Source organism: Klebsiella sp. C360 (assembly GCF_048822415.1).
GTDB lineage: Bacteria > Pseudomonadota > Gammaproteobacteria > Enterobacterales > Enterobacteriaceae > Klebsiella > Klebsiella quasipneumoniae.
This window is the reverse complement of sequence record NZ_JBMEZZ010000002.1, coordinates 140029-154567: the sequence shown is the minus strand read 5'-3', so window position 1 is coordinate 154567 and position 14539 is coordinate 140029. Positions and strand designations below refer to the sequence as shown.

The window sequence follows — 14539 nt, the reverse complement described above, 5'->3', positions numbered from 1 at the left end:
GCACCCTTATCAAAAATGATCATTTACTGATGATCATCATATTTATAACGGGTACGAAAGGAGTAACGGTTTTATATACCGTTTGGCGATTTGGAAGTCGAAAAGGGAATAAGCACCTGGCAAAGCTTAGCTGAAAGCGGCTGGCAAATAAGGTGATGAAATCGGACGAGGAGCGAACAGCGTGGCACACTTTGTTAATGGAAAACAGCACAAATGACGCCCGGCAGTTGCGCCGCCACCTGACGCCGCAGGAGCGCCGCCTGTGGCACCAGCTGCGCGATCGCCGTTTTGCCAGCTACAAGTTTCGCCGCCAGCATCCCGCCGGACCCTATATTCAAGATTTTGCCTGGTGATTGAGCTCGCCGGCGGCCAGCATGACAGCCGGACTGAATACGATGCCCGGCGCACAACATGGCTTAAGCAGCAAGGCTGGACCGTTTTACGCTTCTGGAATATCGAGTATGACCGGAACGAAACCGGCGTGCTGCAGGTGATCCTGCGCACGCACGAGGAACTCTCCCCCTCACCCCGGCGCTCTCCCTCAGGGAGAGGGTTAGGGTGAGGGGAAAGCATTACAGCGCCTGAATACGCTCCAGGGACGGCGCGAAGTAATAGCCGCCGGTCACCGGTTTGGTGAAGCGCAGCATCGCGTCGCGTTTGCCGTCGGTATCGCCGAACATGCTCAGCAGCTGCTGCTCGATGTTGTACAGACGCGCGCAGTAGGCGCAAAAATAGAGGCCATGGGTACCGCTGGCAGTGCCATACGGCAGGCTCTGGCGGACGATTTTCAGCCCTTTGCCATCTTCTTTTAAGTCAACGCGGCTCAGGTGAGACGTGACCGGACGTGCGTCGCCATCGATCTCTTCGTTGGCTTCCTTGGTGCGGCCAATCATCATCTCCTGATCCGGCACGCTCATGCGGTTCAGCTGTTTGAGATTATGCTCCCAGCGCTGGACGAATACGTAGCTGCCGCCCGCATCCACGCCGTCTTTGATCACCGCCACTTCACGACGGGTTTCTTCCCCCGCCGGGTTTTCGGTGCCGTCGACGAAGCCGCTGAGGTCACGCTCTTCCACCCAGCGGAAGCCGTGGATCTCTTCTTTCACCTCGATAGCGTCGCCAAAGGCGGCCAGCGCGGCCTGCGCCACCGAGAAGTTCACTTCATGGCGGGCGGATAAAATATGAATCAGCAGGTCATACTGGGTGGATGGCGCCAGCCCTTTGCCGTAGACCGGAAAATCTTTTAACTCCTCCGCCCCTTCGCCGCCGCTCAGCTGACGCCAGACGGTATTGCCGAACGCCACCACCGCACCGAGTTTAGCGTCGGGGAATTTAGCCTGGAAGGTGGCCACGTTATCGACAAAATTTTTGCTCGCTTCGCGCAGGGCGTTAACGTCCCCTTTGATATTGGCTTCAATCCAAATCGCCGCGCGGCAATGTTCCGGCAAAATGCCGCTCTGAACCTGAGACATCGCTCCTCCTGAAATGATGCAACTACAACGCTGTCGCGTTGCTAACGCGCCATTGTAACCGTTTTTCAGGGCCATCGTGTCTCTTCAGATCAATTTAGCGACGCCAGATAATTTTGCTGACCTTCCAGTTTTTCAGCGTATCGTCGGAGGGCATCAGCTCCTCCGGGCCGCTCCAGTGACCGGTGAAGGCGTAACTGATATGCTGGCTCCCCTCGGCCTGACACTCGACGACCGCGCCATTGTCATTGCTGCCTTTCTGGCAGTTGCCGAAGGCTTTGCTGTACAGGTCGCTGAACGGTGTGCCGATTTTCACACCGCTGGCGGTTTTGATTTCGGCATCGCGGACGTCAATCCGGCTGATGGCGCCGTTGTCGCCATTGATGGTCAGCGCCACGCTGTTGTCTTTCAGCGCTTCAAAGTAGTGGACGATATTCCCCTTATCGGTCTTCATTCCGCTGCGCAAACGGTAGTCGCTCCCCAGCGCATCGCTAATGGCCTGTTCGTTGAGCGGCGTGGACGCCGTCAGTTTCCCCACCCCCTGCTCGGTCACCTCGGTGGAAGAACCAAACCAGTTCCACGGATAGGCCGCCGACCAGTTGACCGCGCTCATCGTTGAGCAGCCGGTCAGCGCCAGCGGAAGCGCGCAGAGCATTACACGTAGCGATTTCATATCACAATCCTTTCTGAGTCATTCAACGCATGTTGGAGTTCACGATCGGCAAAAAGTGCCATTAAAAGGTGGTCTGGCGAAAACAGGCGCCGAGGCGACGGCTGGTCGCCAGCCACCACAGGGCATACCCATCCGCCGCCAGCAGTCCGATGGTCAGCGAGGAAGGAGATTCGCCGCTCAGCCATAGCATCGGCTGCCACAGCAACAGCAGCACTTGCGATAACACCAGCAGCCAGCGCATCGCCCGCCACAGGCGCGGCAGGCGCTGACGATAGCCGCTAAGCAGAAAGGCCAGCACCGCCGGCACGCCGGGGAGTAGACCGAGCCAGAAGCGGTCGTGATCGGGATAGAACAGATTAAGAATCGCGTCGCCCTGCTGACGCGACGCGCCGGCCATCAAGAACAGCACCCAGGTGCGGGCCTGTAACAACAGCACGCACCAGAAAAGGAAAGGCAGACGCAGACGGCCATGGGCATCAAAATCGGCGGGGGTAAACTCAGTATTCTTCATCTTCAATCAGGCGTTTGCCCAGGGTCAGAACATCGGCGTACTCATAGCCCAGCCGCTCGTACATCCCCTGCACCACGTCGTTGTCCTCGCGGACCATAATATTGATTTTCGGGCAGCCGCGAGCAATCAGCTTTTTCTCCAGACGGTTGAGCAGCGCGTTCGCGATCCCCCGACCGCGATATTCAGGATGGACGCCCAGATAGTAGGCCGACCCGCGATGGCCGTCATATCCGCCCATCACCGTACCGACGACTTCGCCGTTCACTTCCGCCACCAGGAACAGGCTGACATCGTGATTCAGCTTGCGCTCAATATCCATCTCCGGATCGTTCCAGGGACGCAGCAGATCGCAACGCTCCCACAGCGTCACAACCTCTTCGAAATCCTGCTGGCGAAAAACGCGAATCTCCATGGTATTCCCCACCATTGACGGTTAAAAACAGTGATTATGGCGCGAATATGACTGATAGCCAATATCAGGCGAAATCAGCGACAAAAAATGGCATAATATGACTTTGTCATGTATTGAAATGAAAAGTAAAACAATTCTTATTTTGAATGGTCGTAACGGCAAACGCGATACGATATAACATTGGACATCACTTGTTTACAATTCAGGCCGAATGAGCACTTTTAAACCCTTAAAAATACTTGCTTCGCGCCGTCAGGTGCTGAAAGCCGGGCTGGCTGCCATGACGCTGAGCGGCGTCACTGCACAGGTCAGCGCAAAAGAGCAGCCACTGAAAACATCAAATGGACACAGCAAACCCGCCGCCAAAAAGGCCGGCGCACGCCGCATTGTGATGCTCGACCCAGGCCACGGCGGCATCGACACCGGGGCTATCGGCCATAATGGCTCGAAAGAGAAGCATGTGGTGCTGGCGATCGCTAAGAACGTGCGCAGCATCTTGCGCAGCAACGGCATTGACGCCCGCCTGACCCGCACCGGCGATACCTTTATCCCGCTGTATGACCGCGTGGAGATTGCCCATCAGCACGGCGCCGATCTGTTTATGTCGATCCACGCCGATGGCTTCACCAACCCGAGCGCTGCCGGCGCCTCGGTGTTCGCTCTGTCAAACCGCGGCGCCAGTAGCGCCATGGCGAAATACCTCTCCGATCGCGAAAACCGCGCCGACGAGGTCGCCGGTAAGAAAGCGACGGATAAAGACCATCTGCTGCAGCAGGTGCTGTTCGATCTGGTACAGACCGACACCATTAAAAACAGCCTGACGCTGGGCTCGCATATCCTGAAAAAGATCAAGCCGGTGCATAAGCTGCACAGCCGCAATACCGAACAGGCGGCGTTCGTGGTGCTGAAGTCGCCGTCTATACCGTCCGTGCTGGTGGAAACCTCGTTCATTACGAACCCGAACGAGGAAAAACTGCTCGGCACCACCGCCTTCCGGCAGAAAATCGCCACCGCGATTGCCAACGGCATTATCAGCTATTTCCACTGGTTCGATAACCAGAAAGCCCATTCGAAGAGACGTTAATGAAACCCGATGCCGCGCAGGTTAAAACTTTTCTGCTCCAGCTGCAGGACAGCCTCTGTCAGCAGCTAAGCGCCGTGGATGGCGCGCCGTTTATTGAAGACGCCTGGCAGCGGGAAGGCGGCGGCGGCGGACGCAGCCGGGTGCTGCGCGACGGCAATGTGTTCGAGCAGGCGGGGGTCAACTTTTCCCATGTCCATGGCGACGCCATGCCAGCCTCCGCCACCGCCCACCGCCCGGAGCTGGCCGGACGCAGCTTTGAAGCCATGGGCGTCTCGCTGGTGGTCCATCCGCTGAACCCCTATGTGCCCACCAGCCACGCCAACGTGCGGTTCTTTATTGCCGAAAAGCCTGGCGCCGAGCCGGTGTGGTGGTTCGGCGGCGGCTTTGATTTAACCCCCTTCTACGGCTTTGAAGAGGATGCCGTCCACTGGCATCGTACCGCCCGCGATCTGTGTCTGCCGTTCGGCGAAGCCGTCTATCCGCGCTATAAAAAATGGTGCGATGATTATTTCTATCTGAAGCACCGCCAGGAACAGCGCGGGATTGGCGGTCTGTTCTTTGACGACCTGAACACCCCGGATTTTGACCACTGCTTCGCCTTTATGCAGGCAGTGGGTAACGGTTACGCTGACGCCTATCTACCCATCGTCGAACGCCGAAAAGCCACGCCGTACGGCGAGCGTGAGCGCCATTTTCAGCTCTATCGCCGCGGCCGCTACGTCGAATTCAATCTGGTCTGGGACCGTGGCACCCTGTTCGGTCTGCAGACCGGCGGTAGGACGGAATCTATTCTGATGTCGATGCCGCCGCTGGTACGCTGGGAATATGATTACCAGCCGGAGGCCGGCAGCCCTGAGGCGGCGCTGAACGAGTTTATTAAAGTGAAAGCCTGGATCTGAGCGACGCCAAATCAGACCAAAAAGCCCCGGAGTACCGGGGCTTTTTTATGACATTTACAGCGGTTCGGTTTGCGCTTCGACAACCGCCAGCGCCACCATATTCACGATGCGACGCACAGAGGCGATCGGCGTCAGGATATGCACCGGCTTCGCTACCCCCATCAGCACCGGCCCGACGGTGACCCCTTCCGAACTGGAGACGCGCAGCAGGTTATAGCTGATCCGGGCGGCTTCCATATTCGGCATCACCAGAATATTCGCCGACCCCTTCAGCGGGCTGTCCGGCATGCGATCGTTGCGAATGCTTTCCACCAGCGCGGCGTCGCCATGCATTTCGCCATCGATCATCAGCTCCGGCGCGCGCGCCTTCACCAGCTCAAGGGTTCTGCGCATCTTGCTGGCGGACGGGCAGTCGGCAGAGCCAAAGTTGGAATGCGACAGCAACGCCACCCGCGGTTCGATACCAAAGCGACGCACGCTTTCCGCCGCCATCAGGGTGATCTCCGCCAGCTCTTCCGGCGATGGATCGTGATTGACATAGGTATCAGCGATAAAGGTGTTGCCGCTCGGCAGCAGCAGCGCGTTCATCGCCCCGGCGGTGCTGACGCCGTCGCGATAGCCGAACAGCGGCTGCACCACGCGGTAGTGGTCGTGGTACTCGCCAATGGTGCCGCAGATCATCGCATCCGCTTCGCCACGGTGAACCATGATGGCGCCAATCACCGTGGTGTTGCTAATCACCGCCCGCTGCGCCTGCTCCTGGGTAATGCCGCGGCGTTTCATCAGCTGGTAGTACTCGCTCCAGTACTCTTTAAACCGCGGGTCGGATTCATTATTGACGATCTCGAAGTCAACGCCGGCCTTGATCTGCAGGCCCAGCTTCTGGATGCGCATTTCAATCACGCTCGGGCGCCCCACCAGAATCGGTTTGGCCAGCCCCAGCGACACCAGCTCCTGGGTGGCGTGCAGCACCCGGGTCTCCTCCCCTTCCGCCAGCACCACGCGCTTCGGCTCTTTGCGCGCTTGAGAGAAGATAGGCTTCATAAACAGGTTGGTCTTATAGACGAACTCGCTCAGCTTCTCGATATAGGCGTCAAAATCGGCGATCGGGCGCGTCGCCACGCCGGAGTCCATCGCCGCCTTCGCCACCGCGGGGGCGATCTTGACGATCAGCCGCGGATCGAACGGTTTCGGAATAATGTAGTCCGGGCCAAAGCTTAAATCCTGATCGCCGTAGGCGGAGGCCACCACTTCGCTCTGCTCGGCGTGGGCCAGCTCGGCAATGGCATGCACCGCCGCCAGCTTCATCTCTTCGTTGATCGCCGTCGCGCCGACGTCCAGCGCGCCGCGGAAGATGAACGGGAAGCAGAGGACGTTGTTGACCTGGTTAGGGTAGTCGGAGCGGCCGGTGCAGATGATGGCGTCATCGCGGACCTGCTTCGCCAGCGGCGGCAGAATTTCCGGCTCCGGGTTGGCCAGGGCGAGGATCAGCGGCGCGCGCGCCATCTTCTTCACCATCTCCGGGGTCAGCACTTTCGGACCGGAGCAGCCGAGGAAAATGTCCGCGCCGTCGATCACGTCATCAAGGGTGCGTTTGCCGTCGTCTTCCACCGCGTAGGCCGCTTTGGTTTCCGCCATGTTCGGCTCACGATCCTTATAGATAACGCCTTTCGAATCGCAGACCACGATGTTGTGCTTTTGCATCCCCAGCGCCACCAGCAGGTTCATGCAGGCGATAGCCGCCGCCCCCGCGCCGGAGACCACCATCCGCACGTCGGACAGATTCTTCTCAACGACACGCAGGCCGTTGAGGATCGCCGCGGTGCTGATGATCGCCGTGCCGTGCTGATCGTCATGGAACACCGGAATATTCATCCGCTCGCGCAGCTGCTGCTCAATGTAGAAACACTCCGGCGCTTTAATATCTTCGAGGTTGATGCCGCCGAAGGTCGGCTCGAGGGCGGCGACGACGTTAATAAATTTGTCCGGGTCCAGCTCATCGACTTCGATATCAAACACATCGATGCCGGCAAATTTCTTAAACAGGACGCCTTTGCCCTCCATTACCGGCTTGCCGGCCAGGGCGCCGATGTTGCCAAGCCCCAGCACCGCGGTGCCGTTGGAGACGACCGCCACCAGGTTGCCGCGGGCGGTATATTTGTAGGCCGCCAGCGGATCTTTTTCGATTTCCAGACAGGGGGCCGCGACGCCCGGCGAGTAGGCCAGCGCCAGATCGCGCTGGGTGGCGAGAGGTTTGGTCGGCGAGACCTGGATTTTTCCGGGAACCGGAAATTCGTGGAAGTCGAGGGCGCTCTGTTTTAACTGCTCATCCATTTTATATTCCTTTCTTTCACGTATCGTTCGTAGGGAAAAAGCGTGATGACCATCCTGTCGTTCACCTTTCAGTGGCAGACAGTATCCCTCCTGGCGGGGCGATAAACTTTGAACACCGCCAAACTCTGGCCATCGCTATGATCTGGTTGTTATCAATTTATAGCGGTTATGTTACCCGGATTCGCCGCCAATAATAGCCCCGTCTGCTATGCTTTTTGGTTATGTACCTCATCAATATTTATACCGCATACCGGCAAGCACTCATGTAACACCTTGTTCCAGGAGGACTTATCCATGAATCAGCTAGACAGTATTAAGCAGTTCACCACCGTGGTCGCCGACAGCGGCGACATCGAATCCATCCGCCACTACCATCCGGAAGATGCCACCACCAACCCCTCCCTGCTGCTGAAAGCCGCCGGGCTGGCGTCCTATAGCGGACTCATCGACGACGCGATCGCCTGGGCCAAAAAGCAAGGAGGCAGCCGCGAAGCGCAGGTAACTCACGCCTGCGATAAGCTGGCGGTCAATTTTGGCGCGGAGATCCTCAAAAGCATTCCTGGCCGTGTCTCCACCGAGGTGGACGCCCGGCTCTCCTTCAACCGGGAGAAGAGTATCGAGAAGGCGCGCCATCTGGTGGCGCTGTATCAGGAGATGGGCATTGATAAGTCACGGATCCTGATCAAGCTGGCCTCCACCTGGGAGGGGATCCGCGCCGCCGAAACGCTGGAAAAAGAGGGGATCCACTGCAACCTGACGCTGCTGTTTTCCTTCGCCCAGGCCCGGGCCTGCGCCGAAGCCGGGGTCTATCTGATCTCCCCTTTCGTCGGGCGTATTTATGACTGGTATCAGGCGCGCAAACCGCTGGATCCTTACGTGGTTGAGGAAGATCCAGGGGTGAAATCCGTGCGCAATATCTATGACTACTTCAAACAGCATAAATACAACACCATCGTGATGGGCGCCAGCTTCCGCCGCACCGAGCAGATCCTCGCCCTGGTCGGCTGCGACCGCCTGACCATCGCCCCGCCTTTATTAAAAGAACTGCAGGCCAGCGACGCCCCGGTGGTGCGCAAACTGATCCCTGCCAGCCAGATCCTGCCGCGCCCGGTGCCGCTCAGCGAGGCGGAGTTCCGCTGGGAACATAATCAAGATCCTATGGCGGTCGAAAAGCTGGCGGAGGGTATCCGCCTGTTCGCCGTCGATCAACGCAAACTGGAAGATCTGCTTGCCGCCAAACTGTCACTTTAGTCTCACGGAGAAAACTATGTCCCGAAGAGAGCTTGCCAACGCCATCCGCGCCCTCAGTATGGACGCGGTGCAGAAAGCCAATTCCGGCCACCCCGGTGCGCCAATGGGGATGGCAGATATTGCCGAAGTGCTGTGGAACGATTTTCTTAAGCACAATCCGCAGAACCCTGGCTGGGTGGACCGCGACCGCTTTATTCTGTCCAACGGCCACGCGTCGATGCTGCTCTACAGTCTGCTGCACCTGACCGGCTACGATCTGCCGCTGTCAGAGCTGAAGCAGTTCCGCCAGCTGCACTCTAAAACGCCGGGTCACCCGGAGCATGGCTATACCCCCGGGGTGGAGACCACCACCGGCCCGCTGGGCCAGGGGCTGGCGAACGCCGTCGGTATGGCCATTGCCGAACGCACCCTGGCGGCGCAGTTTAACCGCCCCGGTCATGAGATTATCGACCATCACACCTGGGTTTTCATGGGCGATGGCTGTCTGATGGAGGGGATCTCCCATGAGGCCTGTTCGCTGGCAGGCACGCTCGGACTGGGCAAGCTGATCGGTTTTTACGATCACAACGGCATCTCCATCGACGGCAAAACCGAAGGCTGGTTTTCCGACGATACAGCGGAACGCTTCCGCGCCTACCACTGGCATGTGATCGGCGATATCGACGGCCACGATCCGCAGGCCATCAAACAGGCCATTACGGAAGCGCAGGCGGTGAAAGATAAGCCGTCGCTGATCATCTGTCGGACCATCATCGGCTTCGGTTCGCCCAACAAAGCCGGCTCAGAGGAGTCGCACGGCGCGGCGCTGGGTGAAAAAGAGGTGGCCCTGGCCCGCCAGCAGCTGGGCTGGAAATATCCGCCCTTTGAGATCCCGAAAGAGATCTATCAGGGTTGGGATGCGCGGCCACGCGGCGAAAAAGCCGAGCACGCCTGGAACGAGAAATTCGCCGCCTACCAGCAGCAGTTCCCGGAACTGGCCGCTGAGCTGACCCGTCGCATGGCAGGCGCCCTGCCGGAGGATTTTGCCGCGACGGCGCGTGACTACGTGGCGAAGCTGCAGGCCGAGCCGGCGAAGATCGCCAGCCGTAAAGCCTCGCAGAATGCGCTGAACGCGTACGGGCCGCACCTCCCGGAGCTGCTGGGCGGTTCGGCGGATCTCGCGCCGAGTAACCTGACCATCTGGTCTGGCTCGACATCGATTAAAGAGGATGCCGCCGGCAACTATATCCACTACGGCGTGCGCGAATTCGGCATGACCGCGGTGGCCAACGGCATCGCCCTGCACGGGGGCTTCATTCCCTATACCTCGACCTTTCTGATGTTTGTGGAATACGCCCGCAACGCCGCGCGCATGGCGGCCCTGATGAAGGCCCGGCAGATCATGGTCTATACCCATGACTCCATTGGTCTTGGGGAAGACGGTCCGACCCACCAGGCGGTGGAACAGCTGGCCAGTCTGCGGCTGACGCCCAACTTCAGCACCTGGCGCCCTTGCGACCAGGTGGAGACCGCCGTCGCCTGGCAGGCGGCCATCGCGCGTCAGGGCGGACCGACGGCGCTGATCCTGTCGCGACAAAACCTGGCGCAGATGCCGCGTACCCCGCAACAGGTTCAGGATATCGCCCGGGGCGGCTACGTGCTGAAGGATGCCGGCGGCAAACCCGACCTGATCCTCATCGCCACCGGCTCGGAAGTGGAAATCACCGTCCTGGCGGCGGAAAAACTGTTGGCCAACGGAGTGAATGTGCGGGTGGTTTCGCTCCCCTCCACCGACGTGTTTGACGCTCAGGACGAGGCCTGGCGCGAGTCGGTGCTGCCGTCGGACGTCAGCGCCCGGGTGGCCGTCGAGGCCGGGATAGCGGACTACTGGTATAAATATGTCGGCTTAAAAGGCAAGATCGTCGGCATGACAGGCTACGGTGAATCCGCCCCGGCGGAGCAGCTGTTCCCGTTCTTTGGCTTTACGGTCGACCATATCGTCGCCACCGCCGAACAGGTGCTTAACGGGTGATCCACAGCGTGGGCCAGGCATCTGGCCCCTGCCAGTTGTCGCACGTCGGCTGCTGTGCGTAACGGGAGAGGCTAAACCGCTGGCCGTCAAAACGCCAGCGGGTCTGGATCCCGCAATCGCCAGACGCGCGCCCCTTGTCCAGGGTCACCAGCTCATGACGACGGTCATCATAGCTGGCGTTAATCAGCTCAATCTCCCGCGGCGCCTCGCCGGGCGGCTGAAATGGCAGCGTCAGCCGCACCTGACGGGCGACATACGGGCGCTGGCGGGAGACCAGCCAGGCCAGCCAGACGGTGTTGTACGCCCCGGATTCGCAGCTGGTCATCAGCAGCACTTTGTCATCCGTCAGCGCAGTGACGCGAATTTCGCGGCGGAACGGATCGAGGGAGCAGTTGCTGTTGCTCATCCGCTCATTGCCGTAGTCCATCAGATCGTTGAGTTCATCACGTCCCAGCGGCGACTGCGCCGTGACCGCGCTCGCCACCGCGCGCAGCGCCGGCGCCGGCGGTACGCTGAGCGGCGGCTCCTCCCCTTTGCCGACCCAGGCCGTTTCGCTGCCCACCCGCTTTTGCCGGGCGTCGATAAATAACAGGGCCGCTTTCAGCCCCTGCAGGGAGATGGTCTGCAGGCCGTTGACCAGCGAGAGGGTTTTTCCCTCCTGGACCCGCTGGAGGAAGGCATCGATCGTCACGCTGTCGTCGGTTTTAATGAGTTTATCTTCAATGCGCCAGCGCTTGTCGGTCAGGGACAGCGGTTTACCATCCAGCAGCAGGCGCGGCGCTATCGGCGCGAGCGTCGCCACCGGATTGCCGGTGCCGCCCAGTTCGATACGCAGGCTGGCGTCAGTAGCCGCCCCGGCACTGCGGCTGAGGGTCATCACCAGACCATAATGCAGCCCCACGTTGCGGGTGACGCAGAAATTTTGGTTATTACAGGTGACCTGCCAGTCGTTAAAGCGCTGCTGCGCCGGTGCCGCCCATGCCTGTGAGCAAGGCAGCACCGCCAGAAAGAGGAAAAAAATGATGCGAAAAAGCATGAACCGCCCGACCCCAGATAAACCCGACCACGGCGCCTATCCTGGACAACGGCAGCCGCTGACTCAATCGGATTTGTCAGAGTTCCCCGACATCAGGCCGGAGGTTTGCAGATACTGCAGCAGAATGACCGCTTTCCCGTCGCGGATCTCCCCATCAGCGACCATCTGTAGCGCCTGGCTAAAGGGCAGCTCCAGCACCTCGATGGCTTCGTCATCCACCCCGCCGCCGCTGGTGGTTCGCTGGGCGTCGCTGTACTCGGCGATAAAGAAATGCACCACTTCGGTGACGCCGCCTGGCGACATAAACAGCTCAAAAAGCTTTCGCACCTCGCCCACTTCATAGCCGGTCTCTTCCACCGCCTCTTTCCGAATGCAGGCCTCCGGCTCGTCGTTGTCCAGCAGCCCGGCGCAGGTTTCAATCAGCATGCCGTCATGATTGCCATTGACCCAGGTGGCGACCCGGAACTGACGCACCAGGACCACCGTCTGCTTATGGCGGTTATACAGCAGCACGGTGGCGCCATTGCCGCGATCGTAGACCTCGCGTTTGTGGCGCACGACGCTGCCGTCCGCCCGCGTCAGCTCATAGGTCATGTTGCGTAGTACGAACCAGTTCTCAGAGAGGATTTTATCTTTAATGACGTGAATATTGAGTGACATACCGACCCCACAGCGTAAAAGGACGCCCTCATACTACGCTGCGGAGCCGGGTTTGTCGTCAGTGAAGCGGCGTCGTTTTCAGCCCCAGATAGTCAAGGATCCCCTGCGCCGCGTGACGGCCTTCCGCCATCGCCGTTACCACCAGGTCGGCGCCGCGCACGGCATCGCCGCCGGCAAAGATCTTCTCCTGACTGGTCTGATAACGGTAACGGCTCTCCACTCCGGCTTTAATCCGCCCCTGGCTGTCCAACGCCACCCCGGCCGCTTCCAGCCAGGGCATGCGGTGCGGGTGGAAGCCAAAGGCCATGATCACCGCCTCTGCCGGCATAACAAACTCGCTGCCGGGGATCGGCGTCGGCCGGCGTCTTCCGCCGGCGTCCGGCGCGCCAAGCTCGGTGCGCAAAAAGCGAACCCCGTTCACCCGTCCGTTCTCGTCCAGCTCAAGCGTCACCGGCTGGACGTTAAACTCAAAGAGCGCCCCCTCTTCGCGGGCGTTTTTGACCTCTTTTTTCGAGCCCGGCATGTTGGCTTCATCCCGCCGATAGGCGCAAGTCACCTGGCGGGCGCCATGGCGCAGCGCGGTGCGCACGCAGTCCATCGCCGTATCGCCGCCCCCCAGCACCACCACGTTCAGCCCGGCGGTGTTGACATAAGGCTCCAGCGCCGATTCCGTCAGCCCCATCACCTGTTTGGTGTTGGCGATAAGAAACGGCAGCGCGTCGTAGACCCCGGGCGCCTCTTCATTCGGCAGGCCGGCCTTCATGGAGCGATAGGTTCCGGCGCCGACGAACACCGCGTCATACTCAGCCAGCAGCGTCGCCAGGGGGATATCTTTCCCCACCTCGCAGTTGAGCTCAAAGTGGACGCCCATCTCGCAGAAAATCGCCCGCCGCCGGGCCAGCAGTGACTTATCCAGCTTGAACGCCGGAATGCCGAAGGTCAGCAGGCCGCCGATCTCCGGATGACGGTCAAAGACCACCGGCTGTACGCCGTGGCGCACCAGCACATCGGCGCAGGCCAGCCCGGCCGGTCCGGCGCCGATAATCGCCACCCGTTTGCCGCTCGGCTTAACCTGCGAGAGGTCCGGACGCCAGCCGCTGGCCAGCGCCTGGTCGGATATAAATCGCTCAATATTGCCGATGGTGACCGCGCCGCTTTCATCGCGCAGGGTGCAGGCGCCCTCACACAGCCGGTCCTGAGGGCAGACGCGGCCGGTGATCTCCGGCAGACAGTTGGTCTGATGGGACAGGGCGACCGCGGCGGCGATATCCCCTGCCTTCACCAGCTCGACCCACTGCGGAATGTGGTTATGCAGTGGACAGGTCCATTCACAGATGCTGTGTTCTCCACATTTCAGGCAGCGGGCGGCCTGCTGCCGGGCCTGCGTCGGGGTGAACGGCTGATAGATCTCCCCAAAGTGGCTCTTACGCGCCTCCGCCGCCAGCTTATCCGGCTCTCCGCGCGGCGGCGTCATCGCCATTTGCCTGGCCTTCTCGCCGGCGTCGGGCTGCCTGGCGGGGGCCGCGCCGCGCTGCCACGGCTGCGCCTCCTGGCAGGCCGATCGCAGACGCCGCTGCCTGGCCAGCGTGGTCAATGTCTCATCGTCGGCGAGGGTCAGCGCCTGCGCCGGACAGTTTTCCACACAGGCCGGTCCCGCCTCGCGGCCCGCGCACAGATCGCATTTTTGCGCGCTGGCTTTCACCTGGCCTGCGGCCTGCGGCGTGACCACGACCTGCATCACCCCGAACGGGCAGGCCACCATGCAGGATTTACAGCCAATGCATTTCTCCTGACAGACCTGAACGCTGTCGCCAGTCTGGGCGATGGCGCCGTTGGGGCAGCTGCGGAGGCAGGGAGCGTCTTCGCAGTGGTGGCAGGTGATGGCGTTACGCTGCCCTTCTGCTTTAATCACGGTGATACGGGGCAAAAAGCGCTGCGGGGTCAGCGCATGTTGCTCCTCGTTATGCGCCATTACGCAGGCCACTTCGCAGGCCTGGCAACCGATACATTTTCGGCTATCGCTCAATATAAAGTGGTTCATGGCTTCCTTTTGTCTTATTGGTGAATAACCCCTTAATGCGCATGCCTATTTATTACCCGACAAGACGAGGCCGGAACAATGTTCATTTGCCCAGGATACCCTTTTTCTGGAAAGAATCCGTTTTGGATCAATTTTTTTGACTTAAATGAAATCAGGTT

12 protein-coding genes and 1 pseudogene are annotated in these 14539 nt (G+C 60.0%); 5 read left to right on the top strand and 8 right to left on the bottom strand.

The window, feature by feature from the left end; all coding sequences use genetic code 11:
- Positions 1–197 precede the first annotated feature (197 nt).
- Positions 198–562, top strand: a pseudogene (locus tag ACOI7D_RS06645) (DUF559 domain-containing protein).
- Positions 563–572: 10 nt separating this feature from the next.
- Here the strand turns inward: ACOI7D_RS06645 and ACOI7D_RS06640 are convergent.
- The 4 genes from ACOI7D_RS06640 to ACOI7D_RS06625 all read right to left on the bottom strand — a co-directional run bounded on the left by ACOI7D_RS06640 (position 573) and on the right by ACOI7D_RS06625 (position 3065).
- A complete protein-coding gene (locus ACOI7D_RS06640) occupies positions 573–1472 on the bottom strand; it encodes a Dyp-type peroxidase (protein ID WP_048297987.1) in 900 nt (299 codons plus the stop codon).
- 94 nt (positions 1473–1566) lie between these two features.
- Positions 1567–2142: an RpoE-regulated lipoprotein gene (locus tag ACOI7D_RS06635; RefSeq protein ID WP_032453689.1), complete on the bottom strand. Its 576-nt coding sequence runs from the start codon at positions 2140–2142 to the stop codon at positions 1567–1569.
- Between the two features lie 61 nt (positions 2143–2203).
- A complete protein-coding gene (locus ACOI7D_RS06630) occupies positions 2204–2653 on the bottom strand; it encodes a DUF2919 domain-containing protein (RefSeq protein WP_109547070.1) in 450 nt (149 codons plus the stop codon).
- Positions 2640–3065: a GNAT family acetyltransferase gene (locus ACOI7D_RS06625; protein ID WP_002913637.1), complete on the bottom strand. Its 426-nt coding sequence runs from the start codon at positions 3063–3065 to the stop codon at positions 2640–2642. Before ACOI7D_RS06625 ends, ACOI7D_RS06630 begins: the two co-directional genes overlap by 14 nt.
- 211 nt (positions 3066–3276) lie before the next feature.
- Here ACOI7D_RS06625 and amiA point away from each other — a divergent pair, with 211 nt between their 5' ends.
- Positions 3277–4149 (top strand): N-acetylmuramoyl-L-alanine amidase AmiA, encoded by an 873-nt coding sequence (gene amiA, locus ACOI7D_RS06620; protein WP_004201984.1) that lies wholly within the window; start codon positions 3277–3279, stop codon positions 4147–4149.
- Positions 4149–5048: an oxygen-dependent coproporphyrinogen oxidase gene (gene hemF / locus ACOI7D_RS06615; protein WP_109547069.1), complete on the top strand. Its 900-nt coding sequence runs from the start codon at positions 4149–4151 to the stop codon at positions 5046–5048. Before amiA ends, hemF begins: the two co-directional genes overlap by 1 nt.
- A gap of 54 nt (positions 5049–5102) precedes the next feature.
- Here hemF and maeB read toward each other — a convergent pair whose 3' ends face one another.
- On the bottom strand, positions 5103–7382 hold the full coding sequence (gene maeB, locus ACOI7D_RS06610; protein ID WP_023290604.1) for an NADP-dependent oxaloacetate-decarboxylating malate dehydrogenase: 2280 nt from the start codon (positions 7380–7382) through the stop codon (positions 5103–5105).
- Positions 7383–7676: 294 nt separating this feature from the next.
- Here maeB and tal point away from each other — a divergent pair, with 294 nt between their 5' ends.
- Both tal and tkt read left to right on the top strand, forming a co-directional pair.
- Positions 7677–8633 (top strand): transaldolase, encoded by a 957-nt coding sequence (tal, locus tag ACOI7D_RS06605; protein ID WP_023290605.1) that lies wholly within the window; start codon positions 7677–7679, stop codon positions 8631–8633.
- Between the two features lie 16 nt (positions 8634–8649).
- Complete coding sequence (tkt, locus tag ACOI7D_RS06600) at positions 8650–10644, top strand: transketolase (protein WP_023290606.1); 1995 nt, start codon at positions 8650–8652, stop codon at positions 10642–10644.
- Here the strand turns inward: tkt and ACOI7D_RS06595 are convergent.
- From ACOI7D_RS06595 to aegA, 3 genes are all read right to left on the bottom strand, one after another.
- On the bottom strand, positions 10634–11680 hold the full coding sequence (locus tag ACOI7D_RS06595) for a DUF1176 domain-containing protein (RefSeq protein WP_109547068.1): 1047 nt from the start codon (positions 11678–11680) through the stop codon (positions 10634–10636). The two genes, tkt and ACOI7D_RS06595, sit on opposite strands and share 11 nt — an antisense overlap.
- Before the next feature lie 63 nt (positions 11681–11743).
- Positions 11744–12340, bottom strand: a complete 597-nt coding sequence (nudK, locus tag ACOI7D_RS06590) for a GDP-mannose pyrophosphatase NudK (protein WP_002913754.1) — start codon at positions 12338–12340, stop codon at positions 11744–11746.
- A 58-nt stretch (positions 12341–12398) separates the two neighbouring features.
- A complete protein-coding gene (aegA, locus tag ACOI7D_RS06585) occupies positions 12399–14381 on the bottom strand; it encodes a formate-dependent uric acid utilization protein AegA (RefSeq protein ID WP_109547067.1) in 1983 nt (660 codons plus the stop codon).
- Between the last annotated feature and the right edge of the window lie 158 nt (positions 14382–14539).

Bases quoted from the DNA above. Each gene is read 5' to 3' on its own strand.
- hemF (WP_109547069.1), top strand. From the start codon at position 4,149: ATGAAACCCGATGCCGCGCAGGTTAAAACTTTTCTGCTCCAGCTGCAG.
- tal (WP_023290605.1), top strand. From the start codon at position 7,677: ATGAATCAGCTAGACAGTATTAAGCAGTTCACCACCGTGGTCGCCGAC.
- ACOI7D_RS06595 (WP_109547068.1), bottom strand. From the start codon at position 11,680: ATGCTTTTTCGCATCATTTTTTTCCTCTTTCTGGCGGTGCTGCCTTGC.
- nudK (WP_002913754.1), bottom strand. From the start codon at position 12,340: ATGTCACTCAATATTCACGTCATTAAAGATAAAATCCTCTCTGAGAAC.
- aegA (WP_109547067.1), bottom strand. From the start codon at position 14,381: ATGAACCACTTTATATTGAGCGATAGCCGAAAATGTATCGGTTGCCAG.
- tkt (WP_023290606.1), top strand. From the start codon at position 8,650: ATGTCCCGAAGAGAGCTTGCCAACGCCATCCGCGCCCTCAGTATGGAC.
- amiA (WP_004201984.1), top strand. From the start codon at position 3,277: ATGAGCACTTTTAAACCCTTAAAAATACTTGCTTCGCGCCGTCAGGTG.
- ACOI7D_RS06640 (WP_048297987.1), bottom strand. From the start codon at position 1,472: ATGTCTCAGGTTCAGAGCGGCATTTTGCCGGAACATTGCCGCGCGGCG.
- maeB (WP_023290604.1), bottom strand. From the start codon at position 7,382: ATGGATGAGCAGTTAAAACAGAGCGCCCTCGACTTCCACGAATTTCCG.
- ACOI7D_RS06630 (WP_109547070.1), bottom strand. From the start codon at position 2,653: ATGAAGAATACTGAGTTTACCCCCGCCGATTTTGATGCCCATGGCCGT.
- ACOI7D_RS06625 (WP_002913637.1), bottom strand. From the start codon at position 3,065: ATGGAGATTCGCGTTTTTCGCCAGCAGGATTTCGAAGAGGTTGTGACG.
- ACOI7D_RS06635 (WP_032453689.1), bottom strand. From the start codon at position 2,142: ATGAAATCGCTACGTGTAATGCTCTGCGCGCTTCCGCTGGCGCTGACC.